This is a genomic window from Rhizobium esperanzae, from assembly GCF_002204185.1.
In the GTDB taxonomy this organism is placed as follows: domain Bacteria; phylum Pseudomonadota; class Alphaproteobacteria; order Rhizobiales; family Rhizobiaceae; genus Rhizobium; species Rhizobium esperanzae.
Genome location: NZ_MXPU01000012.1, coordinates 164543 through 187677 on the forward strand (window position 1 = coordinate 164543; position 23135 = coordinate 187677).

Annotated in this window: 23 protein-coding genes and 1 pseudogene; 13 read left to right on the forward strand and 11 right to left on the reverse strand. The window is 61.3% G+C overall.

Annotated elements, in window-relative coordinates; all coding sequences use genetic code 11:
* Nucleotides 1-62: 62 nt before the first annotated feature.
* Both B5E41_RS19020 and B5E41_RS19025 read right to left on the reverse strand, forming a co-directional pair.
* Nucleotides 63-419 carry a hypothetical protein gene (locus tag B5E41_RS19020; RefSeq protein WP_245303113.1) on the reverse strand — a complete coding sequence of 119 codons (357 nt, stop codon included), beginning with the start codon at nucleotides 417-419 and terminating at the stop codon, nucleotides 63-65.
* 20 nt (nucleotides 420-439) lie between these two features.
* On the reverse strand, nucleotides 440-1849 hold the full coding sequence (locus B5E41_RS19025; RefSeq protein WP_088395640.1) for an adenylate/guanylate cyclase domain-containing protein: 1410 nt from the start codon (nucleotides 1847-1849) through the stop codon (nucleotides 440-442).
* Nucleotides 1850-2265: 416 nt separating this feature from the next.
* Between B5E41_RS19025 and B5E41_RS19030 the strand changes: the two genes are divergently transcribed.
* Nucleotides 2266-2469, forward strand: coding sequence for a hypothetical protein (locus B5E41_RS19030; RefSeq protein ID WP_088395683.1), 204 nt, complete (start codon nucleotides 2266-2268; stop codon nucleotides 2467-2469).
* Nucleotides 2470-2584: 115 nt separating this feature from the next.
* On the opposite strand, the gene B5E41_RS19035 is transcribed toward B5E41_RS19030, so the two are convergent.
* Nucleotides 2585-3220 carry a TetR/AcrR family transcriptional regulator gene (locus tag B5E41_RS19035; protein ID WP_088395641.1) on the reverse strand — a complete coding sequence of 212 codons (636 nt, stop codon included), beginning with the start codon at nucleotides 3218-3220 and terminating at the stop codon, nucleotides 2585-2587.
* 91 nt (nucleotides 3221-3311) lie between these two features.
* Here B5E41_RS19035 and B5E41_RS19040 point away from each other — a divergent pair, with 91 nt between their 5' ends.
* From B5E41_RS19040 to B5E41_RS19050, 3 genes are all read left to right on the forward strand, one after another.
* Nucleotides 3312-3965, forward strand: a complete 654-nt coding sequence (locus B5E41_RS19040) for an O-methyltransferase (RefSeq protein WP_088395642.1) — start codon at nucleotides 3312-3314, stop codon at nucleotides 3963-3965.
* A gap of 323 nt (nucleotides 3966-4288) precedes the next feature.
* Nucleotides 4289-5101 carry a hypothetical protein gene (locus tag B5E41_RS19045; protein WP_088395643.1) on the forward strand — a complete coding sequence of 271 codons (813 nt, stop codon included), beginning with the start codon at nucleotides 4289-4291 and terminating at the stop codon, nucleotides 5099-5101.
* Between the two features lie 117 nt (nucleotides 5102-5218).
* Nucleotides 5219-6217: a DUF808 domain-containing protein gene (locus tag B5E41_RS19050; RefSeq protein ID WP_088395644.1), complete on the forward strand. Its 999-nt coding sequence runs from the start codon at nucleotides 5219-5221 to the stop codon at nucleotides 6215-6217.
* A 34-nt stretch (nucleotides 6218-6251) separates the two neighbouring features.
* On the opposite strand, the gene B5E41_RS19055 is transcribed toward B5E41_RS19050, so the two are convergent.
* Nucleotides 6252-6629 (reverse strand): winged helix-turn-helix transcriptional regulator, encoded by a 378-nt coding sequence (locus tag B5E41_RS19055; RefSeq protein ID WP_088395645.1) that lies wholly within the window; start codon nucleotides 6627-6629, stop codon nucleotides 6252-6254.
* Between the two features lie 133 nt (nucleotides 6630-6762).
* Here B5E41_RS19055 and B5E41_RS19060 point away from each other — a divergent pair, with 133 nt between their 5' ends.
* Nucleotides 6763-7602, forward strand: a complete 840-nt coding sequence (locus B5E41_RS19060) for an SDR family oxidoreductase (protein ID WP_088395646.1) — start codon at nucleotides 6763-6765, stop codon at nucleotides 7600-7602.
* Between the two features lie 235 nt (nucleotides 7603-7837).
* Here the strand turns inward: B5E41_RS19060 and B5E41_RS19065 are convergent, their stop codons facing one another.
* A complete protein-coding gene (locus B5E41_RS19065) occupies nucleotides 7838-8305 on the reverse strand; it encodes an Lrp/AsnC family transcriptional regulator (protein ID WP_020921621.1) in 468 nt (155 codons plus the stop codon).
* 126 nt (nucleotides 8306-8431) lie between these two features.
* Here B5E41_RS19065 and B5E41_RS19070 point away from each other — a divergent pair, with 126 nt between their 5' ends.
* The 3 genes from B5E41_RS19070 (at nucleotide 8432) to B5E41_RS19080 (ending at nucleotide 11854) form a co-directional block, all read left to right on the forward strand.
* On the forward strand, nucleotides 8432-9646 hold the full coding sequence (locus B5E41_RS19070; RefSeq protein ID WP_088395647.1) for an argininosuccinate synthase: 1215 nt from the start codon (nucleotides 8432-8434) through the stop codon (nucleotides 9644-9646).
* A 786-nt stretch (nucleotides 9647-10432) separates the two neighbouring features.
* Nucleotides 10433-11209, forward strand: a complete 777-nt coding sequence (locus B5E41_RS19075) for a phosphodiester glycosidase family protein (RefSeq protein ID WP_088395684.1) — start codon at nucleotides 10433-10435, stop codon at nucleotides 11207-11209.
* Between the two features lie 243 nt (nucleotides 11210-11452).
* Complete coding sequence (locus B5E41_RS19080; protein WP_064803373.1) at nucleotides 11453-11854, forward strand: GFA family protein; 402 nt, start codon at nucleotides 11453-11455, stop codon at nucleotides 11852-11854.
* Nucleotides 11855-11893: 39 nt separating this feature from the next.
* Here B5E41_RS19080 and B5E41_RS19085 read toward each other — a convergent pair whose 3' ends face one another.
* Nucleotides 11894-12367: a VOC family protein gene (locus B5E41_RS19085; RefSeq protein ID WP_088395648.1), complete on the reverse strand. Its 474-nt coding sequence runs from the start codon at nucleotides 12365-12367 to the stop codon at nucleotides 11894-11896.
* Nucleotides 12368-12563: 196 nt separating this feature from the next.
* Between B5E41_RS19085 and B5E41_RS19090 the strand changes: the two genes are divergently transcribed.
* Both B5E41_RS19090 and dapB read left to right on the forward strand, forming a co-directional pair.
* Nucleotides 12564-12779: a hypothetical protein gene (locus B5E41_RS19090; protein ID WP_011425842.1), complete on the forward strand. Its 216-nt coding sequence runs from the start codon at nucleotides 12564-12566 to the stop codon at nucleotides 12777-12779.
* Between the two features lie 140 nt (nucleotides 12780-12919).
* On the forward strand, nucleotides 12920-13711 hold the full coding sequence (gene dapB / locus B5E41_RS19095; protein ID WP_088395649.1) for a 4-hydroxy-tetrahydrodipicolinate reductase: 792 nt from the start codon (nucleotides 12920-12922) through the stop codon (nucleotides 13709-13711).
* A 33-nt stretch (nucleotides 13712-13744) separates the two neighbouring features.
* On the opposite strand, the gene B5E41_RS19100 is transcribed toward dapB, so the two are convergent.
* The 3 genes from B5E41_RS19100 to B5E41_RS19115 all read right to left on the reverse strand — a co-directional run bounded on the left by B5E41_RS19100 (nucleotide 13745) and on the right by B5E41_RS19115 (nucleotide 17064).
* Complete coding sequence (locus B5E41_RS19100) at nucleotides 13745-14677, reverse strand: ornithine cyclodeaminase family protein (protein WP_088395685.1); 933 nt, start codon at nucleotides 14675-14677, stop codon at nucleotides 13745-13747.
* Between the two features lie 84 nt (nucleotides 14678-14761).
* Nucleotides 14762-15268, reverse strand: a complete 507-nt coding sequence (locus B5E41_RS19105; protein WP_088395650.1) for a GNAT family N-acetyltransferase — start codon at nucleotides 15266-15268, stop codon at nucleotides 14762-14764.
* 974 nt (nucleotides 15269-16242) lie between these two features.
* Nucleotides 16243-17064, reverse strand: a complete 822-nt coding sequence (locus tag B5E41_RS19115; RefSeq protein WP_088395686.1) for a helix-turn-helix transcriptional regulator — start codon at nucleotides 17062-17064, stop codon at nucleotides 16243-16245.
* A gap of 94 nt (nucleotides 17065-17158) precedes the next feature.
* Between B5E41_RS19115 and B5E41_RS19120 the strand changes: the two genes are divergently transcribed.
* The 3 genes and pseudogenes from B5E41_RS19120 to B5E41_RS19130 all read left to right on the forward strand — a co-directional run bounded on the left by B5E41_RS19120 (nucleotide 17159) and on the right by B5E41_RS19130 (nucleotide 20423).
* Nucleotides 17159-18082, forward strand: a complete 924-nt coding sequence (locus B5E41_RS19120) for a phytanoyl-CoA dioxygenase family protein (protein ID WP_088395687.1) — start codon at nucleotides 17159-17161, stop codon at nucleotides 18080-18082.
* Between the two features lie 168 nt (nucleotides 18083-18250).
* Nucleotides 18251-19653, forward strand: a pseudogene (locus tag B5E41_RS19125) (pyridoxal phosphate-dependent decarboxylase family protein).
* A 281-nt stretch (nucleotides 19654-19934) separates the two neighbouring features.
* Nucleotides 19935-20423 (forward strand): hypothetical protein, encoded by a 489-nt coding sequence (locus B5E41_RS19130; RefSeq protein WP_245303114.1) that lies wholly within the window; start codon nucleotides 19935-19937, stop codon nucleotides 20421-20423.
* A 111-nt stretch (nucleotides 20424-20534) separates the two neighbouring features.
* On the opposite strand, the gene B5E41_RS19135 is transcribed toward B5E41_RS19130, so the two are convergent.
* Nucleotides 20535-20957 (reverse strand): TIGR02594 family protein, encoded by a 423-nt coding sequence (locus B5E41_RS19135; RefSeq protein WP_088395651.1) that lies wholly within the window; start codon nucleotides 20955-20957, stop codon nucleotides 20535-20537.
* A gap of 414 nt (nucleotides 20958-21371) precedes the next feature.
* The gene (locus B5E41_RS19140; protein WP_088395652.1) at nucleotides 21372-22955 is read right to left on the reverse strand and encodes a Na+/H+ antiporter; all 1584 of its coding nucleotides are present in this window, start codon (nucleotides 22953-22955) and stop codon (nucleotides 21372-21374) included.
* Nucleotides 22956-23135: the final 180 nt, after the last annotated feature.

Genomic DNA, 23135 nt, shown 5'->3' on the forward strand with positions numbered 1-23135 from the left:
CATTCGTCCCGACGCCTGGACGATGCGGCTGTCCAAGGTCATCTCGCCCAGCGTCAACAGCGTCACATTTTGCCCATGCTTTTCATGGCGTTTTCCATGTGCATCTTGCAGTCGTCCATCTTGTTGGCCGTCATGGAATCCTTGGCCATCATCATCTCCTTGGACGCCATTTCCTTCTTTTCCTTCATGGCCGGATCGGTCATGGCGTTCATGTCGGACTGCATTTTCATCATCGACGCCTCGTCGCACTCCATCATCGCATCCTGTGCAAGGACGGGCAGTGCGAATGCGGCGGCGATAACGATGGCTGCAGCCGTGCGTTTCAACATTGTATTCTCCTCCATTTGGGCAACATTGCCCGTTGCAAATGGTGAAATGCATGTGCCCAAGAACGTGCCGCGGCGCGAATATGAAGACATGCATAATCAAGGACCTGAGATCAGCCCGGCATCACCCGGTAGACACATGCCATCCCCTCCACGCCCCGAAGCGGAGCCTCGAAGGCGACCAGCCTGTGGCCGGAAAGCAGCCGGCTGACGTCAGGCGCCGAAAACAGGGCTTCGGATAAACAGATCTCGCCGGCCTCGGCCAATGATTGCACCCGTGCCGCGACATTGACGGTCTGCCCGAAATAATCGAGGTTGTCGTTCAAGGTCACGGCGATCGACGGGCCGCAATGGGCGCCGATCTTCAGAATAATGCTGGGGTCGCCATGCTCCCCGTTGAAGCGTTCGATTTCCTCGAGCATGTGCAGAGCAGCCGAGATGGCGTCGCTCGGGCGGGAGAAGGCAGCCATCACCGCGTCGCCGATCGTCTTGACGATTGCGCCCGAATGCTCCTGTACAGTGGCGCCGAGCAAGGCGAAGTGTTCACGCACCAGTGCATAGGCATTGAGATCGCCGAGCCGCTGGTACATCGCGGTCGACCCCTTGAGATCGGTGAACAGAAGCGTCACCTGGCGAATGCCGAGGCCCTCCCTTTCATCAACGCATTCGGAGCGAAACAGCCGCCGAAATGTCTGGCGCGCAAGCAGCATTCCGCCCGACATGTAAGGATCGAAATCGAGAACAGGCTTAGTGGTTTGCGCCAGGATCTCGGGCGGCCAGTTGATGAGGAGCAGTGAGCCGCGCGCGGCAGCCGAGTTCTCGACTTCGACGATGACCGAGCCGGGCCGAACCGCTGAGGACGAAGGGCAAAAATGCCGACCGTCATACCCGATCCTGAGCAGTGCCGGCGTCGTGGCGGGCTCGCCTGCCACCGGCAGCGCAAAGCTCGCCTGGGTCTCGACATTGATGCCGGCGAGCGCACCTGGGCCGAGTTCAGCCCTGATCGTCGTGACCGAACCTGGTGCCAGGAAGGAAAGGCCGCGCACCAGCCCTTTCAGGACGTCGAGAAAGCGGACCTGCTGACCGGGCAGTCGCGCATCGCTGAGAAACCGTGCCTTCCAGTGAAAATCCTCGATCGAGAGCGAGCCGGGATCATGAAAAGACAGCCGGCGCAGCTGCGGCGACACTGTGAAGGTGACCTCGATGAAATCGTCGAGATCGGTTTCGCCGGAGACGTCGCATAGGCCGCAGACATAGTGAGTCTTCAGCGTCCTCAAGGCGCCGAAACTGTCGAGCACCATTCCGGATTGGGGACACACGACGTCCCAGCGCATCTCGAACAAACCGCTGCGCGTCGCATGGAGAAAGAGATCGATGCTTTCCGCCTCCGAAATGGCGCCGTCGTGCGCGAAAGCCAGCGGGTTGATGCGGTAGAGGGACAGATCGTCACCGCTGCGGATCAGGTTTTCGAATTTGGCGATTCCCCGTGGGCTCCAGGACCGGGCCTGCCGGATCTCGGTCATCTTGCTCTCAAGGAGCCGTTCCTGAACGTCAGTCTTTCTGACGCCTCGCAAAGTTCACCCGGGCCCTGCGACCGGGGATCGCCGCAATTATAGCAGACGCTCGTCCGTGCGGATCAATCGGAGCCTGGCCGAGCAGAAGTCTTACGGATTAGCCCGGAAAGGCGACGCTGGGGTTTTCAGAAGCTTTTCCCGCTCGACATCGCTTATCTCGGCATTCGCTATCTGCGACATCCGGACTGTGTCAGCGGACCATGACGCTCAGCAGTCTTGTTCTCGACCTGTCGTCAATGAAGCGTGTCCACGTAGCTGTGGCATTGCTGCAGAATGAGCGTAGAGTACGCATCATCGGCCCATAGGATACCGGCACGACCGTTTGAGAGACCATCATGCTCTTGCCGCTTCATAGAGGTACGAAGATGCTCTTGTCGCTTATTTCGCTCGACGACAGCCAAATAACCATCGTCACCGATGCCGTTCGGCAATGGTGCTGCGAGAAAAAGCTAGACATCGACAGCGTCGAAGGACGCCGCGCCGTCACCGTTGCCGTCGATCTCGTTCAGATGAACACCGCCCACGACTGGCTTTTTGCCGAACTTTCGAAGCAGTTGGATCACCAATAGGAATCCGAATCGGTCCATCAGGGCTGCCCCCTGCGCCGTGACAGGGGTTGTGATTATCCGTGGCCGACTCGCAAAAAGCCTCTCATTTGCCGTGTTGAGGTCCTTTGTTAGGAATTCACCGGCCGGATTCGAGCTTTTCAAGGTAGGCTGCGAACATCTCGGCCATGGCTTCGGCGTAGGTTTCGATCTCGCTCAAGCTTCGGGGGGCCTCCGAGAACTGCTTCCCCACTGTGGCGAGCGTCGTGACGATCAGGTCACCGGCAAGCGCCCGGCTTGCCTCCGGGACCGATGGCAGCACCTCCTCCATGAACGGCCCGATGATGCGGTCTCCCGACGCTCTCGCCGCCTGCGCCTCCGGCGCATCGCGATAGAGCGGCGCGGCGTCGTGAAGCGCCACTCGCATCGCCGCTTCCTCACACTCGGAGCGAAGAAAGGCGTGAACGAGGCTACGCAGCCGTTCGAAAGGCGGTCTTTGTGCATCGGCAAGAATGTCGGCGAGCATGTCGTTCGTCTGCCGCCATTCGTCGCTCTGCAGCCGGAAGAGGATTGCCGCCTTGTTGGGGAAATATTGGTAGAGCGAACCGATACTGACGCCCGCCTTCTCCGCTACCCTCGCCGTGGTGAAGCGATGGGCTCCCTCCCGTGCCAAAACTTGAACAGCAGCATCGAGGATCGCCGCCACGAGCTCCGTCGAGCGGGCCTGCTTCGGCTGCTTTCGTGAAGAAATCCGTGTACTTGGCCGGTCGCTCATAGCAGTGCTCCGCAATGCGATTAGAAAATGCGAGGGATTATTCGTATTTTTCACCAAGCGCAAGAACCTCATCATTCCAAGGAGCCCTCCAATGACGACACTGACCACCGCGCCGCTCGCGCCTCTCCTCCTCCGCCTGTTCGAAGAAGCCGCCGCGGCGACGAGCCCCGCCATATCCGAGCTTTCCAGCGACGAGAGAATGCGCCTGATCAGCAGCAAGACGGAATATCTCGACCTTTACGGGCGACTGAAGGATCTCTGGCTTCCTGTCTCGCGCGAGGCCGGCACGCTGCTCTACATGCTGGCGCGCAGCTGCCGTGCTCAAACGATTATCGAGTTCGGCACATCCTTCGGCATCTCGACCCTCCACCTTGCTGCAGCACTGCGCGACAATGGCGGCGGCCGGCTGATCACCAGTGAGTTCGAACCGTCGAAAGTCAGGCGGGCGCGCGAAAACCTCACGGCCGGCGGCCTGATCGACCTCGTCGACATCAGGGAGGGCGACGCCCTGCAAACGCTGAGTGTCGACCTGCCCGAAACAATCGACCTGCTGTTCCTCGACGGCGCCAAGGCGCTCTATCGCGATATACTGGAACTGGTGGAAGACCACCTGAGACCGGGCGCCCTCATCGTCGCCGACAACGCCGATGTCAGCCCGGACTATCTCGCCCGCGTCCGCACCCCCGCCGCCGGCTACCTTTCGACGCCGTTCGCCGACGATATCGAGCTGTCGATGCGGGTTTGATATCGGGAGCCTGAGCAGGCGCTTCACAGCGAAGTCTGCACTTCACGTGCGCTCAGGCACTCGATCCTACCGTCGCTCGCCCTCCCATTGCTACCTCAACTGTGGGAACGACGCCGTGCGGCTTGCCTCTCTTCTCCCCAGCGGGGAGAAGATGCCGGCAGGCAGATGAGGGGGCCACACGGCACATCCTTCACTGCCTTGGCCTTGCTACACAAAGCGAAGGGCAGACATCGAACAACCCACCGCCCTCACGCACAACCCATCTTGCACATCCCCACTCGCTCACCTAAGGCAATGCAACCTCCCTTCCGCAAGGCCGCCCGGTGATCCGCTTCATCCTCCACGCCCTCGCCGTTCTCATCCTGACGCTACTCACCCAGATCGGTGGCATCGTCTATCTCATCGCCCTCGCCGCTGCGCACGCCTTCGGCCTCAGGCGATTTCCCGCCAAGTTCGCGCTCTTCCTTTTGTGCTACGCCGCCGCCACCGTCGCCACACAATTTGCCGCACCGGCATTCGGCCGCGTTCCGCTCTCCTGCCTATCAAGCGCCGAAGACAGGCTCGTGGTCCGCTCGCCGATCTACTGCGCGCTGAACCGCAACTACGTCACGCCCAAGCTTCGCGATCTCGCAGAGGCGCTCGCCGCCCATATGGACGCGCAATTCCCCGGTACCCTCACCGTCGCGCTGGATGCGAACTTCCCCTTCGTTAACGGTTTCCCGCTGCTGCCGCATCTCTCGCATGCCGACGGCAAGAAGCTTGATTTCGCTTATTATTATAAGCATGCCGGCGGTGCCTTCCTGAACGGCGCCACCCGCTCACCGATCGGTTATTTCGCTTTCGAGCAGCCTGGCCCGGGTGACGAACTGCCCTGCGCGGGTCGCCATGACTGGCTCACCACCCGCTGGAATTTCGATGCGCTGCAGCTGTTATTCCCGGCCTACCGGATCGAGGAGCAGCGCACGGCGGCGGCGGTCGCCTGGCTGACGACAGAAGGGATCGCGCGCTTTGGCCTGCAGAAGATCTTCATCGAACCGCATCTGAAGAACGCACTCGGCATCACCGACGCCCATGTCCGCTTCCAGGGCTGCCGGGCTGCCCGCCACGACGACCACATCCATATTCAGATCGAGTGAGCGCATTCGAGCGCCAGCCCGGATCGGGCGCCGCAACCATCCGTGGCAGCGCCTCTTTCCAGCTGCCGGCCGATTGACTATTTTCGCTGTCCATATCCCTGAATGAGAGGTTTGCTTGTGAGTGTCGGCCTGATTGCCCTTCTTGATGATGTTGCCGCGCTTGCAAAGGCGGCCGCTGCTTCCCTGGACGATGTCGTCGCTCAGGCGGGCAGAGCCGGCGCCAAAGCCGCCGGCGTCGTGATCGACGACGCTGCCGTCACGCCGCGTTATGTGACCGGCCTGTCGGCGGCGCGCGAACTGCCGATCATCGCGAAGATCGCCGTCGGCTCCCTCAAGAACAAACTTCTGTTCCTCCTGCCGGCAGCACTCGCCCTCAGCCTTCTCCTGCCGCAGGCTGTGACGCCGCTGCTGATGCTCGGCGGGCTCTACCTCTGTTACGAAGGTGCCGAAAAGGTCTACGAGTTGGTCGTGCCGCATGCCGCCCATGCCCACGAGGCGGAGCTCGAGACGATCAGCATCGATCCCAAAACCTTTGAGGACGAAAAGGTTGCGAGCGCCGTCAGAACCGATTTCATCCTCTCGGCCGAGATCATGGCGATCACGCTGGGCTCCCTGTCGGAGTCGGGCCTGGCGATGCAGGCGCTGGTTCTCGCCCTGGTCGGCACGATGATCACCGCCGCCGTTTACGGCGTCGTCGCCTTGATCGTGAAGGCGGACGACTTCGGCCTCTGGCTTGCCCAGCGCTCTTCCCGCTCGCCGACAGGCGCGTTCCCGCGCATGCTCGGACGCGGCCTTGTGCAGGGCATGCCCTATCTTCTCAAGGTGCTGGGTCTGATCGGGACGGCGGCGATGATCTGGGTCGGCGGCGCCATCATTGTGCACGGCGCCGAAAGCTTTGGCTTTGCCTGGCTGAGCCATCTGCTCCACGATACCGGAGAAGGCGCCGCGCATGCAATGCCGGCCGTCGGCGGCGTGGTTTCCTGGCTGGTTCAAGCTGCCGGCTCAGGTCTCGTCGGCATCCTTCTCGGGCTTGCGGCCATCCCGGCCGTCGGCTACGCCGTTGCGCCCGCATGGCGGTGGTGCGCAGCACGCCTGCGCAGGATGAGGACTGCGTAAGCGCGGGACAGCATACGTCGAAGCGCCGGCATCATCAACCGGCGTCCCTTTCATCATACGCACGCTGCGCCGCAAAAATTGCGTCCATGTTCTGCTCTGCCCAATGAGTGAGTGCCGAAACCGTATCCGTCAGCGTGCGCCCGAGCGGCGTCAGCGCATATTCGACGGTTACCGGCACGGTCGGAAAGATCGTGCGTGAGATCAGGCCGTTACGCTCAAGCCTTCTCAGTGTCTGCGACAGAACCTTCTGCGATATGCTCTTGATATCGCGCCGGATGTGATTGAAACGCGCCGGCCCGCCTTGCAGCAGGTCGAGGATCAGCAGCGCCCATTTGTCCGCCAGGCAGTCCAGCACCAGCCGCGTCGGGCAGCGATCCTCATAAACATTGTAGCTCTGCTCTGTCGTCGTCATTCCATCCTCCCCTTCCCGCCCCGGGTTTCCCGCAGGAAACCAGGTGAGAAAAAAGTGCTCTCTTTTCCGATCCCGTTTTCTCTGTATGTATCCTATGGAAAGATAGTTTCCAACAGAAACCACGGAGAGTGATATGAGCAGCAAAATTCTGGTTCTCGGCGCGACGGGCACCGTCGGCCGACATGTGGTCGATGGGCTTTTGGCGAAGGGCGAAGCCGTCAAGGCCGCCTCTCGCGCCGGCAAGCCGGTAGCCGCCGCCGAGGGCGTCGCCTTCGACTATGCCAGGCCTGAAACTTTCGGCCCGGCCCTTGAGGGCGTCGACCGTGCCTATGTGTTGCTCGCCTCCGGCTATGTCGACTCCAAGGGCCTGCTGCTGCCGGTGATCGAAGCGGCCGCAGCCCGGAAGGTGAAGGTCGTGCTCCAAAGTGTCATCGGCGTCGATGCCGACGACTCCATTCCCTATCGCCAGGTCGAGATTGCGCTGGAAAAATCCGGCACGCCCTATGTCATCCTTCGCCCGAACTGGTTTTCCGACAACTTCCACACCTTCTGGAAACCAGGCATCGACCACGGCCAGATTGCGCTTCCCGCCGCCGAAGGCAAATCGAGCTTCATCGACGCCCGAGACATTGCGGCAAGCGGCGTGGCGGTGCTCACCTCCTCGTCTTTCGACGGCAAGGCCTTCAACCTGACCGGCCCGGAAGCGCTCTCCTATGCCGAAGCCGCCGCCATCCTCTCCGAAGCGATCGGCAAGCCCGTCACCTATAACGCCGTCTCCGACGAGGCCTTCATCGAAATGCTGACGGGGGTCGGCGTGCCGGCCGGCTATGCGAGATTTCTCGCTTCAATCTTCTATCCCGTCCGCCAGAACTGGACAGCCGTCGTGACCGGCGACGTCGAGACGCTGACCGGCAAGGCCCCGCGCTCTCTGAAGACCTACGCCGCTGATTACGCCGCGGCGCTGAAGGCGTAATCGCCACCCTGTAGTCGTCATGCTCGGCCTTGTGCCTGGCCTTGTGCCGAGCATCTGCAACCGGTGCAGCAGATCCTCCACGCAGGCCGAGGATAGCATCGAGAGTGGGGCCGCGGCCCTTCTTCTATCGGGATGGAAAGCGGCAGACGCAGCTCCGATCATGTCATCGCCGGACCAGAGCATTACCACCTCAGCAACTCAGGTGCTCGACATCAGCCGCCAGCGACAGCGACACTTATCGCAACGGCAGCTCGAAGCTCCGTTTCAGCGTTTCCATCGGCACATCGGTCTTGACGTTGAGGACGCTCGGAATGCGCGTCAGGTGGTCGGCCTGAAAACGCCAGTAGCTGTGCAGATCGGCAGTGACGATCCGAAGCACGGCATCGCACTCCCCCGCCGTCAGGTAGCATTCCATCACCTCCGGAAACCGCCTCACGGCTTCGGCAAACCGCAGCGTGACCTCGGCATCCTGGGTCTTGAACCACACACGGGCAAAAACCGTCAGCCCCGCCCCGACCTTTGCCGGATCCAGCACAGCGACGTAGCGATCGATGATCCCTGCCTCTTCCAGCAACCGAACACGGCGCAGGCAGGGCGAGGGCGAAAGCCCCACCTCCCGTGCCAGCTCGACATTCGAAATGCGCCCGTCGCGCTGAAGGACACGGAGAATATGGCGGTCGATCGCGTCCAGAAGAACTGGCATTTTATATCCCATCTTACGCTCCACCGCGCCACAATATGCCAATCTTTCACAGTTTCCGCGATGTTTCGCAAGCTCATTGCGCACAACTTGGCCTACCGTTCCACCCAAGCGATATGGAGAAGGCTGATGGCAAGAAAAATAGAAAAAATCGTGCTCGCTTATTCGGGCGGGCTGGATACCTCAATCATCCTCAAATGGTTGGAGGAGACTTACGAATGCGAGGTCGTGACCTTCACCGCCGATCTCGGTCAGGGCGAAGAACTCGAGCCGGCGCGGGTGAAGGCGGCAATGTTCGGGGTCAAGGATGTCCGCATCGTTGATCTACGTGAGGAATTCGTCCGCGACTTTATCTTTCCGATGCTGCGGGCTAACACACTCTACGAGGGTCAGTATCTCCTCGGCAGCTCCATCGCCCGGCCGCTGATTGCCAAGCATCTGGTCGCCATAGCCAAGGAGATCGGCGCGGACGTCGTTGCCCACGGCGCGACAGGCAAAGGCAATGACCAAGTCCGCTTCGAACTGGCCGTCAATGCGCTCGATCCGTCAATCAAGATCATTGCTCCGTGGCGTCAATGGAACATTCGCTCCCGCACGCAGCTGCTGGAATATGCCGAGAAGCATCGGATCCCTGTCCCGAGCGACAAGCGTGGCGAGGCACCGTTCTCGATCGACGCCAACCTGCTGCACACTTCGACGGAAGGCAAAATTCTTGAAAATCCAGCGGAGGTCGCGCCCGATCATATCTATCGGCGCACGATCGATCCTGTCGACGCTCCCGAAGCCCCTGAGATCGTCACCATCGGCTTCGAGAGCGGTGACCCTGTTGCCGTCAACGGCAAGGCAATGACACCGGCAGCCTTGCTGACCGAACTCAATGAATTGGGCGGCCGGCATGGCATCGGGCGGCTCGATCTGGTTGAAAACCGGTTTATCGGCATGAAGTCGAGGGGCGTATACGAGACACCGGGAGGAGCGATCCTGCTTGCCGCGCATCGCGGAATTGAATCGATCACGCTCGATCGCGCCGCCTCGCACCTGAAGGACGAGATCATGCCACGCTACGCCGAGATGATCTACAACGGCTTCTGGTTCGCCCCCGAGCGGGAGATGCTGCAGGCCCTGATCGACCGAAGCCAGGTCTGCGTCAGCGGTGAAGTGGCGATGAGGCTCTATAAGGGAAGCGCCTCGGTCATCTCTCGCACGTCGCCCTCCTCACTCTATTCCTCAGACCTCGTCAGCTTCGAGGAAAGCTCCATCGCCTATGATCATCATGATGCCGAAGGCTTCATCAAGCTCAATGGATTGCGGCTCAAAAGTTGGGCGGTCCGCAATATACGGTGAGCGGCTGATCTTAACACAGCAGCGCCATCTCTCAGCATCTGCCAATGCCTTCATCGAGGGCATTGCTCCCAACGCTTAGAGCGCTTGTGGTAGCGCACTATGCGGATCTCGCTCGCGGCCGAACCACTGCCCAATCCCTGGGGAAAAACCGAGGAAGCTAATTCAAACGATTTTAAAAAAGCCACGAAAAAGCTAATCGATTTTAATCTTATCATTCAAATTTTCTTGTTGCGGCGCGAGAGAATTTAACCATTAATTTCCGCAGATGCTCAGTATGTTCGTTGGAGGAACCCGCATGACTGTGACATTTCCCCTGACCGAGAAGCGCGACGCCGAGGCGTTGCTGAAGCACTTGACGGTGCACAAACTTAGCTGTCCGGGAAACTGCGTCGTATCGCTCAAGGCACATGTCGCCCACGTCTCATCCTCTCATACAACGGCACTCGGCACCGCCCGTACCGCCTGGTAGGTTGAATGTTCCAAGCTTTGCCGGGGTATCTGGGTTCTGATGACGGCGGCGTTTGCCGCTGAGGCTCCTTCCCCCTCATCTGCCTGATCCACCTCTTCTGCCAGCGGAAGAAGCGGAGCCAGACGCTATCGTTTGGTTCCTGTAGAAGAAGGAGGCAGGCGTCGGCGTCTCACGAAAAATCTTGGAATACCAATCGCGGCTGACAGTCATTGCTGTGCCGGTAAAAATTCCTATTCTTGGCGCCGCCGATGGCGATGAAAAACCGGCGCTGCGGCCGCACGATAGGATTGGATCTCGTCATGACTATTCTGACACCACTGACCTATCTCAAACAAGGCGTGCTCGCTGCGGCCATGATGCTGGCGGCAATGATGACATTCCTGCCTCAGGCGCATGCAGAGCCATGCGAACTTGAAACTTTCGAACGGGCGACATACGTCGTTTGCACGCTGGAAGCAGGAAAAGCTGATCTGCGCCTGTTCTGGAAAGATGCCGATGGCGAACCATACCGCGCTTTTTCAAGCCTCGCCGAATCCCTTCGCTCCGAGGGGAAAACGCTGGCCTTTGCCGTCAACGCCGGAATGTACCGGGCCGACTTTTCGCCGATGGGACTGTATGTCGAGAACGGCGGAGAATTGAAACCTCTCAATACGGCAGGGGCCGGAGGCTCTGCCGGTCAGCTCCCGAATTTTTATAAGAGGCCGAACGGCGTGTTCTTTCTTGATGAAGCAGGCGCCGGCATACTTCCGACCGACGAATTTCTGAAGCGCGCCCCTAAGGTGCGGTTCGCCACGCAGTCCGGCCCGATGCTCGTCGTCGCTGGAAAGCTGAACCCGATCTTCATCTTCGGCTCGACAGACCGAACCCGCCGGAGCGGTGTCGGCATCTGCACAAGCGGCGCAGTTCGCTTCGCGATCAGCGAAGACAGCGTCAATTTCCACGATTTCGCACGACTTTTCCGCGATCAGCTGAAATGTCCCGACGCGTTGTTTCTCGATGGTGGACGCGGTGTCGGACTCTTCTATCCGGCAATGGGCCGCAACGACCGCTCCTGGCACGGCGGCTATGGCCCGATCTTCGGGCTTGTGGAATAGGACACGAGGCATTCCGCGTTCATCGCGCTCCGCGATCCCGTCACACGGCCTTTGAAATGAAGAAGCATGGCACGGGCCCGTTGGACGGCGGCGGCCTGGAGGCAGCATGATCCGGATATCGAAAGGATTGCACCTGACATCGTCACCGGCCGACCGGACCAATAGGCAAGCGGCAATTGCGGTCACCGCGCGATTAAGGCACGATGCGGTGCTTGAAGGAGAGCAGCAAGTGAACTCACGCTCATGCTGACAGGCTCATGTCATTGCGGCAAGGCGAGCTGGACGCTCCAAGGCGATCCTGGATCGATCACCGCGTGCAACTGTACCCTCTGCCGACGTTACGGCACGCTCTGGGCCTATGATTACGAAGGAGAGCGTATTGCGCTCACCGGCCAGACCGCCTCCTACACCCGCTCCGGCAGGGAGACGTCATCCCTCGAAATTTTGTTCTGCCCATCCTGCGCTTGCGTCTTGAGCTGGCGCGGTCTGCGCCTGCAAAAGGATGGCCGCCGCCGCATGGCGGTCAATATGCGGCTTGCACCTCCGGAACTCGTCGCCGATCTCCCCATCGATCACTTCGACGGGCTGGACACATTCAAAGACCTTCCCTCCGACGGGCGCTGCGTACGGGATCTCTGGTTCTGACAGGCTGACACCTGTCGGCCGCGGGCGGGCAATGGGGCCTCAACCGCGCCGAGCCGCCTCGATCGCCGCGACATCGATCTTTTTCATCGTCATCATCGCGTCAAAAGCACGCTTTGCCTGATCACCACCCGCCGAGAGCGCCTCTGAGAGGACGCGCGGAGTGATCTGCCAAGACAAACCCCATTTGTCCTTGCACCAGCCACACTCGCTTTCCTGGCCGCCATTACCGACGATGGCGTTCCAGTAGCGATCGGTTTCTTCCTGATCCTGCGTGGCGATCTGAAACGAGAAGGCTTCACTGTGTTTGATTGCAGGGCCGCCGTTCAGACCGATGCAAGGGATACCCGCGACGGTGAATTCAACAACCAGAACGTCTCCCTGTTTACCTTCAGGATAATCTCCCGGCGCACGCGTGACAGCACCCACAGCGCTGTCGGGAAAGGTCGCGGCATAAAAGCGGGCGGCATCCTCAGCGTCTTTGTTGTACCATAGGCAGATCGTGTTTTTTGCCATTGCGCGGTCCTCTTGGTTTGCAATTCCCACTCAAATAAGAGGGAAATCGCCTTTCTCCAGCCCATGTAGGTTATTTCGGCAAAGGCTCCTCGGTTTGATCCATGCACACCCGGCACGCTTGCGGTTTTCGCATCGCAAAAAGCGTGTCAGACTGTGCAAGCTGCGCGTCCGCGCGCCGATTAAAAGGGCCGAAGCCATGCACAAGTTCACCGTTACCCTCACCCGCGAAATCGAGGCCGATACCGCCGAGGAGGCAGCCTTGCTCCTGTACCAGGAACTTTCGAAGGGACCCGTCCCTGACCGCTACTCGGTCACCGACGAGACGAAGGTGACCACGGAGATAAACCTCGACCGGAACAAAGCTGATGAATTCGCCAGCATCGATCACACCGCCGATCCCGGCAACTGGTAAGGCCAGGCGTTCACAGGGACGGTCGCAACAAATCCCCTGCTTTACGCCGGGAGCGCAAGTGCGGTAGGTGCAGAATGCCGTTCCGGCGCGAGCCCCGGATGCAAGCGGCCGCTCTAAAATATGCCAGCCAAGGAAAACACGTGACCTCACCTGTCAAAATAGCCGTCGCCGGCGCGAACGGCCGCATGGGTCGCACCATACTGCCGCTGCTCGCGGCCGATCCGGCTTTTGCGGTCATCGGCGGCATCGGCCGTCCCGGCTCCGCCGGTGACGGGCTGATCGACCGTGCAGCCGCAATCGCAGCCGCCGACGTGATCCTGGATTTCACGACGGGAAATGCCGCTGCCGAACTCGCCGGCCTCTGCGCCTCTGCAGGCGGGCCGGCCCTGGTGATCGGAGCGACCGGTTTCGAGCCGGAAGAGATCCAAAGGATCGCCGCCGCCGCCCGAACGATTCCGATCCTGCGCTCCGGCAACTTCTCCATTGGCGTCAACATCCTGGTCGGCCTCGTCACCCAGGCGGCGCGCGCTCTTCCCGCGCATGGCTGGGATATCGAAATCCTCGAAGCCCACCACAACAGGAAGATCGACGCCCCGTCCGGTACGGCGCTGATGCTCGGCGAAGCGGCCGCCGAGGGGCGCGGCGTTTCCCTGGCATCTGTCGAGCGGCGCGGGCGTGACGGCGTCACCGGCGAGCGGCCGACCGGCGAGATCGGCTTCGCCGTCCTGCGCGCCGGCGGGCTCGTCGGAGAACACAGCGTCCTGTTCGCCGCCGCCGACGAAGTCGTGACGCTGTCGCATTCGGCTCTCGATCGCGGCATGTTCGCCCGCGGCGCGCTTGCCGCCGCCCGCTGGATCGCAGGGCGCGCACCCGGCGAATACAGCATGCGGGATGTGCTGGGCCTGACGGCTGAAAGCGCGAATAGAGAATGAAAGGAGGCTTGAACCACCTCCTTGAATCAAGGTCTACACCGACGCATCCAGCCTATCGAGGATCGCCGCCGCGACTGCAACTTCGGTTCCGGCGAGGCCCACGGAACAGAACAGTGTTATCTCTTCGGGCGATCCTCGCCCCGCCGCTTTCCCGGCAATGATCTCGGCGAGGTCAACCAGACGGCCGTCGCTGCCGGAGCCCGCCAAGAAAAAGGGCGATGGGTATGCGCGCGCCTGTTCGAGAGAATCCGTCGCGATCACGGCCGCGGCGTCGGCGACATCCAGGCCGAGTTCGTACCCGTGAAGCGTTTTCGGACCGACAGTGTTGACGTGCGCGCCGGCCTTTAAATCGCCGGCGTGGAGGACGGGCGTTTGGCTTGTCGTTGCGCAGATGACGATGTCGGCGTCTTCAACGGCTTTCGAGACGCTGTCGACGGGCTCCACCTCAAGTCCCAGTGTGAGTTGCATCTCGCTTGCAAAGGCAACACGATTTTTCTCGTCACGGCTGTAAACGCGAGCGCGATCGAGGTTGCGAACGGCGGCAGCCGCGGCGAGCTGGGTTCGCGCCTGCGCGCCGCTGCCGACGATGCCGACGATCTTGGCGTCTGGCGCACCGAGATGCCGGATCGCGAGACCTCCGATCGCACCGGTCCTGAGGCTCCCGAGGCGCGATCCGAGAACGATGCCTTTGAGCTTGGCGTCGTCGGCCGACCATACGGCGACGATCTGCGCATGCTCGGGCCCATCGAATGTGTCGTAGACGCGAAAGCCCGCAAGCGGTTTCTCGACCAGGATACCGCCAACGGTAAAAACGAGATCGCCTCGGTCAGCAAACGACACATGATGCCTCGGCGGCGAGATCAACCGGTTGGCGGCCCTGGCATGGAAGGCGGTCTCCAGCGCATCGATCGCGACCGCCATCAACCCGCTATCATCAAGATGCTTGTCCATCAGGATTTTCATCACGGCAACCTCCGATTCAGGCGGCATCCTGCAACCCCAATCCCGCTTGAGGTCAAGAGGCCGGATGGCCCGCCGCGCCGCGACGGCCTAACCCACCAGCCGCCGCGCCATCATGACATCGTCGATCTCCCGGCCATCCTCCAGCACGCCGCCGGGGATACGGCCGATCTCGGCAAAACCTTGCCGCTGGTAGAACCGTATCGCCGCCGAATTTTCGGCGCTGACGAAGAGTTCCAATTGACGGATGCCGATATGGCGCGCGTGATCGGAAATCGCCTCCAGCAGTTTGACGGCAAGGCCGGTTCCGCGCAGCTTGGCTCTGATATAGACCATGACGACCGTGGCCCGGTGGGCCATCTTGCTCGATCGCTGCCGAAACAGGCCCATGATGCCGACGGGTTCGCCCTTCTGAAAGGCGATGAAAACCGGCTCGTTCAGCCGATCGCGCCACTCCTGCAGAGACAGAATTTCCCAGTCTTCGTAGCGGCTTGCAAAGGAGGACGGCTCGGCACGAAGCGCTTCCAGACGGATATGCCGGAAAGCCTCCACCTCGTCTGCGCCTATGAGCTTGATCGTCACGCCGTCTGCATCCATCTCCACCTCCCGGACTATCGGAGATATGTCATCGCAGCCGGCTGCAGTGGATGCAACCCGGAAGCGCGAGTTCGATTGCCGCCTGGCCCTACCGCGGCCCCGCCAAGACTCAAGAGAGCCTCATTATGAGGTGCGATCCGCAGGATCGCCTCGAAGGACGAGGCGGGTCTGTCGGCGGGTGATGAATGCAAGAAGCGGCGTTGGGCCGCGTGCTTCGAGGCTCCGCCCTCCGTGTGCTGTGCGCCTCAGCATGAGGGAGGTTGGAGGATGCCGCTCCCTTGGAGTGGCAGGCGTTGGAGGATATCGCGCCCGACAAGTGGGAGGCCTGGGCCCGAACACTGCTCCAAACTCCCTCAGCCCTGAAGACATAGGAATTGGTGAGGGAGCAGAAGTAGTACCCGCAGCCGCCTCAAAGGAAGAGGCGCGCGGTACGCTGTCAAACAAAGGGCAGTGCCAACTCCACCTACTGCGCCGGCGTTCCCACCCGGCCGCCTTTGCGCACGCCTGATTGATCGGGCTGCGCCTCCGGCTGATTGCCAAGCCGCAGATCCCATTGGCTGGGAGGACGCATAGCGGGCTGATCTGTCCTCGGTTCGCGGGTCGACCGCACAATCAGATCATCCGGTTCGAAGGCCGTCTGATCGCCAGGCCTCTCCATCTGAACCGGTGCAATCTGATAGAAGACGACGAGAAGAATTATCCCGACTACCGAGCACACGAGCGCATAGAGAATGAAATATTTCAGTGCATATCCCTCGCTGATCGACAGAGCTGCCTTGATAGCAGCGCGAATGATATTGCCGACATTATTGATAGATACTTCAAAAGAAGGCAATAGATTTTAGACGATCTTTGAACAATTTCGAGAGCAGGCTGATAAAATCAACATCTACTGGAGAAAATCGCTTAATTCTTCCCGCAGTGCTTGATTTATTCAATATCGCGACAAAGACGGCGAGCGATAAACCAACAGCTCAACCTCGCTTATATCGCATCCGGAATTCACGGGGGCTGCAGCCCTCGCGCTCACGAAAGACGCGAGAAAAATAGAACGGGTCTTCGATGCCGACCATGGCTGCGACGGTTTCGATCTTCTCGTCTGACGTGACGAGCAGCTGCTTGGCATGGTCTATACGCGCCCGAAGCTGGAAGTCCTTGGGCGGCATGCCCGTTTCAGCGATGAATTTCCGCCGCAGCGTCGCCGGCGATATGCCGTGCTCCGCGGCAAACGAGGCAAGGTCGAGCGGCTGCAGCGCCCTGCCCCGCAGCGTCTCGACGAGATCGCCGGTCGCGTCCTCGCCTTCGCGACCTGCAGCAGCGCTCGCCTGCCGCGCGGTGGCGATGACAATGCCATGGAGCGCCAATGCCGCCGAGGCCTGCCCGAGATGGCTGTCGTCGACGAGATCGGCATGCAGCCGCGCGAAGAGCCGCACCACCTCCTCGATCTGGCGTAACCTCACGAGTGGATGGCGCTCGCCAATCAGCCGCATCCGCAGGAAATCCCGTGTGAACGAGCCTTCGAACAGCGCCCAGCGCTCGTCCCATCCGGCGTCGTCGGGCCCATAGGAATGGAGACGGTTCGGAAACAGCCAGAAGAGCGCCGGCCCTTCCACGCGCTGGCGCCCGCCGACGGTTGTTTCGAGAAAGCCCTGCCCGCGCTCCACCAGCACGGCCGCAAAACTCGGCAGCTTCCTGTCCTTCACCGCATGGCGCGCATGCTGCCTGCCGCTGCCGATCACGGCAAGCCCGCCTGCCGCAGCGAGGGGAGATCGATAGATGGCGTCAGCTTCTCTCATGAGCGAAAAATCCAGCTGCAACTTTCCTCCATGGCGATTGGCTCACGTAACAAGCAAGCTGGAGGCAGGAAAAGTCAAAGCAGGAATGAATGAAATGTCAATTGCCGTGAATGCCGCCGGGATGGGAGTGACGCAAACGCCCCTCGCCGCCCATGGCAAAACAATCCCCGCTGAAAGGCTCGGCCCGCTCGCGCCGACCGATCCCGGTATCGGTATCGAGGCCATTCGCCGCCGCTATGAGGAGGATGGTTATGTCTGGCTGAAAGGCCTCCTGCCGCGCGCCGAAGTGATCGACTTCCGCCGTTGGGTCTTCACCCACCTCGCCGAAACCGGCCTGCTGGCGCTCGGCCATGATTTCGCACTCGGCATCGCGGCCGCCGAAGGCTTCGACTGGGATCTCGCCAACCGCCGCCTAATGTCGATCGTCCGCTCCGCCGCCTATGAAGGCTTCTGCGCCCAACCGCGACTCGTCCGCTTCATGGACGTCTTTGTCCAGGGCATCTCCTATCTCCATAAACGCAAGCTGATGCGTTATGTCCAACCCGGCACGGCGGTGGCCACGCCCGCCCATTACGATCTCGTCTATCTTCGCGGCGGCACCAGTCGCCTCGTCACCGCCTGGATCCCGATCGGCGACATCCCGGCCGAAATGGGCGGCCTCGTCTATCTCGAAGGCTCGCATGCGCTCGGCCGCAGGATGGAGGCGGAATTCCAGGCGAACAGCGGCACTCTCTCGCCGGAAGACCGGATCAGCGCCTATAACAATCACATGGCCGAAGGCGGCTGGATCTCCAAGGATCTTCCCGATATGGCCGAGCGCTTCGACGCCCGCTGGCTCGCCGCCGATTACGAGGCCGGCGACGTCGTGCTGCACTCCCCCTACATGATCCACGCCGCCACCAACAACGAGGACCGCGCCGGGCGCCTGCGCCTCTCCACCGACATCCGCTTCCAGAACGTCGCCGACGAAATCGACGCCCGCTGGAACAACCACTGGAGCCTGGGGGATATGCTGTAGGGCTTTGGCTCCGCGCCGCAATGCTTCAGCCGAAGCTATACCCGCCTGGGATCGATTTTTCGCGAACCAAGACAGCGACGGCGATATCGGCTAGACTTGCCGGGCCGGCAAGCTTGCCTGGAGGCGGTCCCCGGTGACCGGCGGGCGCTCGGCGCAGGGGGACCCCGCATGTCGGCAATCGCATCTTTGTTTCAGGAAGCCGCCCGGCTTGCGGCCGGATTTCGCGAGAGCGCGCCGGCCCGCCATGTCCCCCGGCACGACTACGCCGCCTCGCTCGCCACCTTCGATGAGCCGTTGCCGGCGGCCGGCGCCGATATGGCCGATGTCATCAGGCAGCTTGCCGCGGACGCCGAGCCCGGTCTGCATTTCACCACGGGCCCGCGCTTCTTCGGCTGGGTCATCGGCGGCTCTCATCCGGTCGGCGTCGCGGCCGATTTCCTGACCAGCGCCTGGGGCCAGAATGCCGGAAACCACGTCGCCGCCCCGGCCGCGGCTGCCGTCGAAACCATCGCGGCCAGATGGCTTCTTGACATCCTGCAACTGCCAGCCGAAAGCTCTGTGGGCTTCGTCACGGGAGCCACAGTCGCCAATTTCACCTGCCTTGCCGCCGCCCGCGGCGAGGTGCTGCGCAAGGCAGGCTGGGATGCGGATGCCAAAGGCCTGTTCGGCGCGCCCGAGATCACCGTGCTGATCGGCGACGACGCCCACACGACGGTCTTCTCCGCACTGCAATTCCTCGGCCTCGGCCATGACCGCGTGCTGCGCCTGCCAACCGATCCAATGGGCCGGATCGATCCGGCCGCACTCGGCGACGCGCTTGCCCCGGTCAGCGGTCCCTGCATCGCCATCCTCCAGGCCGGGCAGATCAATACCGGCGGCTTCGACGATTCATCCGCTTGATCCCGGCCCTTCGGGAAAAAGGCGCCTGGGTGCATGTCGACGGCGCCTTCGGCCTCTGGGCACAGGCATCAAAGAAATTCAGCCATCTCAGCCGCGGTGTCGAGGCGGCCGACAGCTGGGCGACGGATGGTCATAAATGGCTGCAGACGCCCTATGACTGCGGCTATGCAATCGTGCGCAACGAGCTTGCCCACCGCCGCGCCATGACGATCGCCGCAAGCTACCTGCCGCTCGCAGCCGAGGGCGAGCGCGATCCTTCCCATTACGTGCCGGAGCTTTCCCGGCGCGCCCGCGGCTTCGCCACCTGGGCAATGCTGAAACATCTCGGCCGCGATGGCATCGCCGCCCTCATCGACCAATGTTGCGCGTCGGCCCGCCTGCTGGGCGAGCATCTCCAGCGCGAACGAGGTATCACTATCTTAAACGAGATCACGCTGAACCAGCTCATCCTCCGCTTCGCCGCCGACCGCCCGGAAGATGAAAGCGACGCGATCACCCGCAAGACCATCGCAAAAATCCGCGACGACGCCACCCTCTTCGCCGGCGGCGCCAAATGGCGCGGCCGCGACGTCCTGCGCCTCTCCGTCACCAATTTCCAGACGACCGCAGACGAAGCCCGGCTGGCCGCTGACAGCATCATCGCTGCCTTCCGGAGTGTCAGCCGCGGCTGACGCCTGCGCTGACTGGCATTGTGTCGGGCCGGCCAATTCATCGTGTATGGCGCGATGCTGCCAGGTGCCCAGCCACCCGCCCCCGCCCCGGTCCTTCGAGGTTCCGGCCTCTGGCCTGAGGGGCCTCGAAGGACGAGGTCGGCCACCGCCGGCGCCGGCGAAGTTCCACACGCGGTAGCGGATCGGCTATTGACTCATCTCCGAGCAAAGCTACCGTCCTCTCTTCTGGATTGCGGATATGAAACCAGCACCCCCTCACTTGCTGTTCTCAACGGTCTCCCATGTCTCGACATCTCCCCGCGATTGCCGCTCTTCTCGCTCTGATCCCGGCCGCCTCCCATGCCAGCGAGGCACGTGGCGAATCCACGCCTCTTCCGGCGAAGGGCTGCGTGGAGGTCAGCGGGACTGCTCTGTCGGCAATAGCCGAAGGCCCGGCTTATGCGGCAGCGGAGATCAAATGCGGTGCAAAGCTGTCGCTGGTGCTTCGGCGCCAGACCGGCATGAACGGAAACCTCCCCGTCTGGACCGTGCTCGACCAGGTAACGATCTCAAAACCGTCGCCCCGCCACGAGCTTCTGCAGCCGGCCTATTGCTCGTCCAGCCGGTTTCCCGACGTCGCCATCTTTGCGCTCGGCAGGATGGTGGAGCAACCGGATGGCTCCTATCGATCCGAGAATGTGGTCAAGGCCTGGCGGTTCGACATCAGGCGCGAAAGGCTGGCAGGCATTCCCGTCGACGGCGTGATATGTGCGTTGGACGGGGTTGATTGACCGTCGTCGTCCTCTCTCCGGCGTCATCCCTGGGGCGCCCCGCAGGGGCCTCGATCGCCACCATGAGCTATTGGATTTACTGAAATCAGCGGAAAGGTGAGATTTCCCGCTTCATCGTCGAACGGCAACGACCGAGCTGGTGCGGTAACGTGACAGCTGGACGCGGTTGGATTGGTTGCCGCCGAAGAGATAAACGTACTGGCGTTGTTGGTCGAAGTGGTCGAACAGGCTGACGTGGAAGCGCCTGCCGCTTCGAATGACAACGACATCTCCCCGCCTTGCCGAGCGGAAGAAGACGGGCTTGCCAAAGCTTTTCCAGGAAACTGCCATATTGGGATTGGGCGGCGGCTGGCGGGACGATCGTTTGGCGACGAAGGCGAGGAAGGCTCCGCACCACGACGTTCTGCGGGGATTGATGCCGAGAAACGAAATGGAGCGTTCGTGCATGCGATTATATTTCGAAGCCGTGACGAGCATGTCGGCCTCACACGGCACGGCAAAAACCGTGAGGGCTATGACGAGAATAATTTTCATTGTTTCTCACCATTGTTTGAATAATTTGGAAGATCCGAAATGTGGCGAAGAAAAAATCGCGGTCGGAACGTATATTTGAATCATGGCGGCAATTAGAAGCAATTTAACCGCGTATTTTTTCAAAATGTACAGAGACGAAACTTTACGCGACCTGCAACACTGGCTTGAAGCAGACGACGTGGCAGTCTCCAAGCGCTCGGGTGGGGAGCTGGAAAATGGAGAGTTTGGTCCCGGAAGCGACGGGATGCCTGTGCCACAAGGATACTCACGGCTGGCCACCCGCCGACAGCCTATAACAGCGCAGAGGTAAGGGTATTATTTGCGACGCATTTTATATTCATGAATCGCACGGAATACTTCGGCAAACGCAGAAAGTATTGACCGGTTGTGCACGGTCTAGCAGGACCGCGAAACTCAGGCTTTGGCTGAGATCGCGCTCAGTTCCTCGAGATCGAGATCCCGTTCCAGCTCCTGCAGCGTTTCGTCATCTATATCACCGGCGCGATGGAGCCGAATGAGTTCCCGACGTCCGGTTGCAACCGCCTCGAGAACGACATCGAAATGAGCATGGAGCACCGGGATATAATGTTCCGTTCTGGCGGCGTAATCCACGATCGCCGTGGCACGGCGCTGGTACCGTTCGAGCAATTGTGGGTGGATAAGATTTCCCTCGAGGTCGTATGCCAGGTTTTGAATGGTTCCAAGCTGCGCCTGCGCCATGGCGGCTTCGGCCTGACTCATTGTGAGACGCGCTCTCTCCGTCTCCGGCTCCACCAGCCGTGCCCAGGCAATAATCCGCCCCAAACTCGTTCCCTGGACGAGCACGGTTCCGACAATAACGGAAAATGATGTTGCGAGGATGAAGTCGCGGCCGGGGAATTCTTCCGGCAAGCTGAGCGCCAGGGCGAGCGTCACCACACCGCGCACGCCGGCCCAGCTGAGGACGGTGGCGCCGCCGGCGCCCAGCGGCTTGGCGCGATTGAACCCCAGCGGCGCGCAGAGCCGGATGACGACATCTGAGGCGAAGACCCACGCAAAGCGGGCGACCACGAGCGTCGCGAGGATTGCCAGCATCGGCAGTCCCATGGTGGCGATCACTGTCGCGAAACCGCCGCCGCGCTCAACGACATCGCGCAGCGACAGCCCAATCAATGTGAATACAGAAGCTTCCATCAGGAAGATCATCACGGTCCAGAACGACGTGCCTCGCATGCGCGTTGCGGCCGAGAATACGGTGTGCTGGTGCCAGGAGGCGATCAGACCCGTAGTAACGGTGGCGATGACGCCGGAAACGTGCAGCAGTTCGCCGAGCAGATAGGAAATCCAGGCGAGCAACACGGTGGCGGCGATGATGAGATATTCGTCGCCGAGGCGCCGGACGAATTTCACCCACGCCGTTCCGACAACGACGCCGACGACCGCGCCGCCGAGCGCCAGCACAAGGAAGCTGGCAGCCGCCTCCACCGCGCTGAAACTTCCCGTTGCGGCGGCGGCGACGGCAAAGCGAAAGAGAACCAGCCCGCTCGCATCGTTCAGCAAACTCTCGCCTTCCAGCAGTATCTGCAACCGTCGCGGCAGCTTGACGCGCTCCAGCACGGCACGAGCCGACACCGCATCAGGCGGTGAAACGATCGCGCCAAGTGCTGCACAGGCGGCCCAGGGAAGTGACGGAAAGAGAAGATGGGTCACGACGGCGACGACGGCACAGGTGAAGAACACCGCTCCGACGGCCAGCGAGGCGATGCCGATCATATGGCGCCGCAGCCGCACGAGAGCAATGGCCCAGGCTCCGTCCATCAAGAGCGGCGGCAAGAAGATAACGAGCACCAGCCCGGGATCGACAGTAATCGCCGGCAGCCCCGGCACGAAGGCCAGCAGAGCGCCGCCGGCCAGCAGCGCCACGGACGGCGGCAATCCCAGCCTGTGGGCAGCGTAGTGCAGCGCGATGATTGCGAGCAACATCGCAATGACCAGCTCGAACAATTGAGTGGGTTCCATCTCGCTTGGCCCCGGCCTGATACTGATTTCGGATGCCTACTACATAATTTTCAGGACCGAAATTGATTCATTCTGAACGTCTTGCGGCAGCCATGCCGGACCGGCCTCCATGCTCGCTTCGTCGCGAAAGGTTTGCACCGGTACAAATTTACTTGCCCTTCTTCAATGCGGCATATGTTT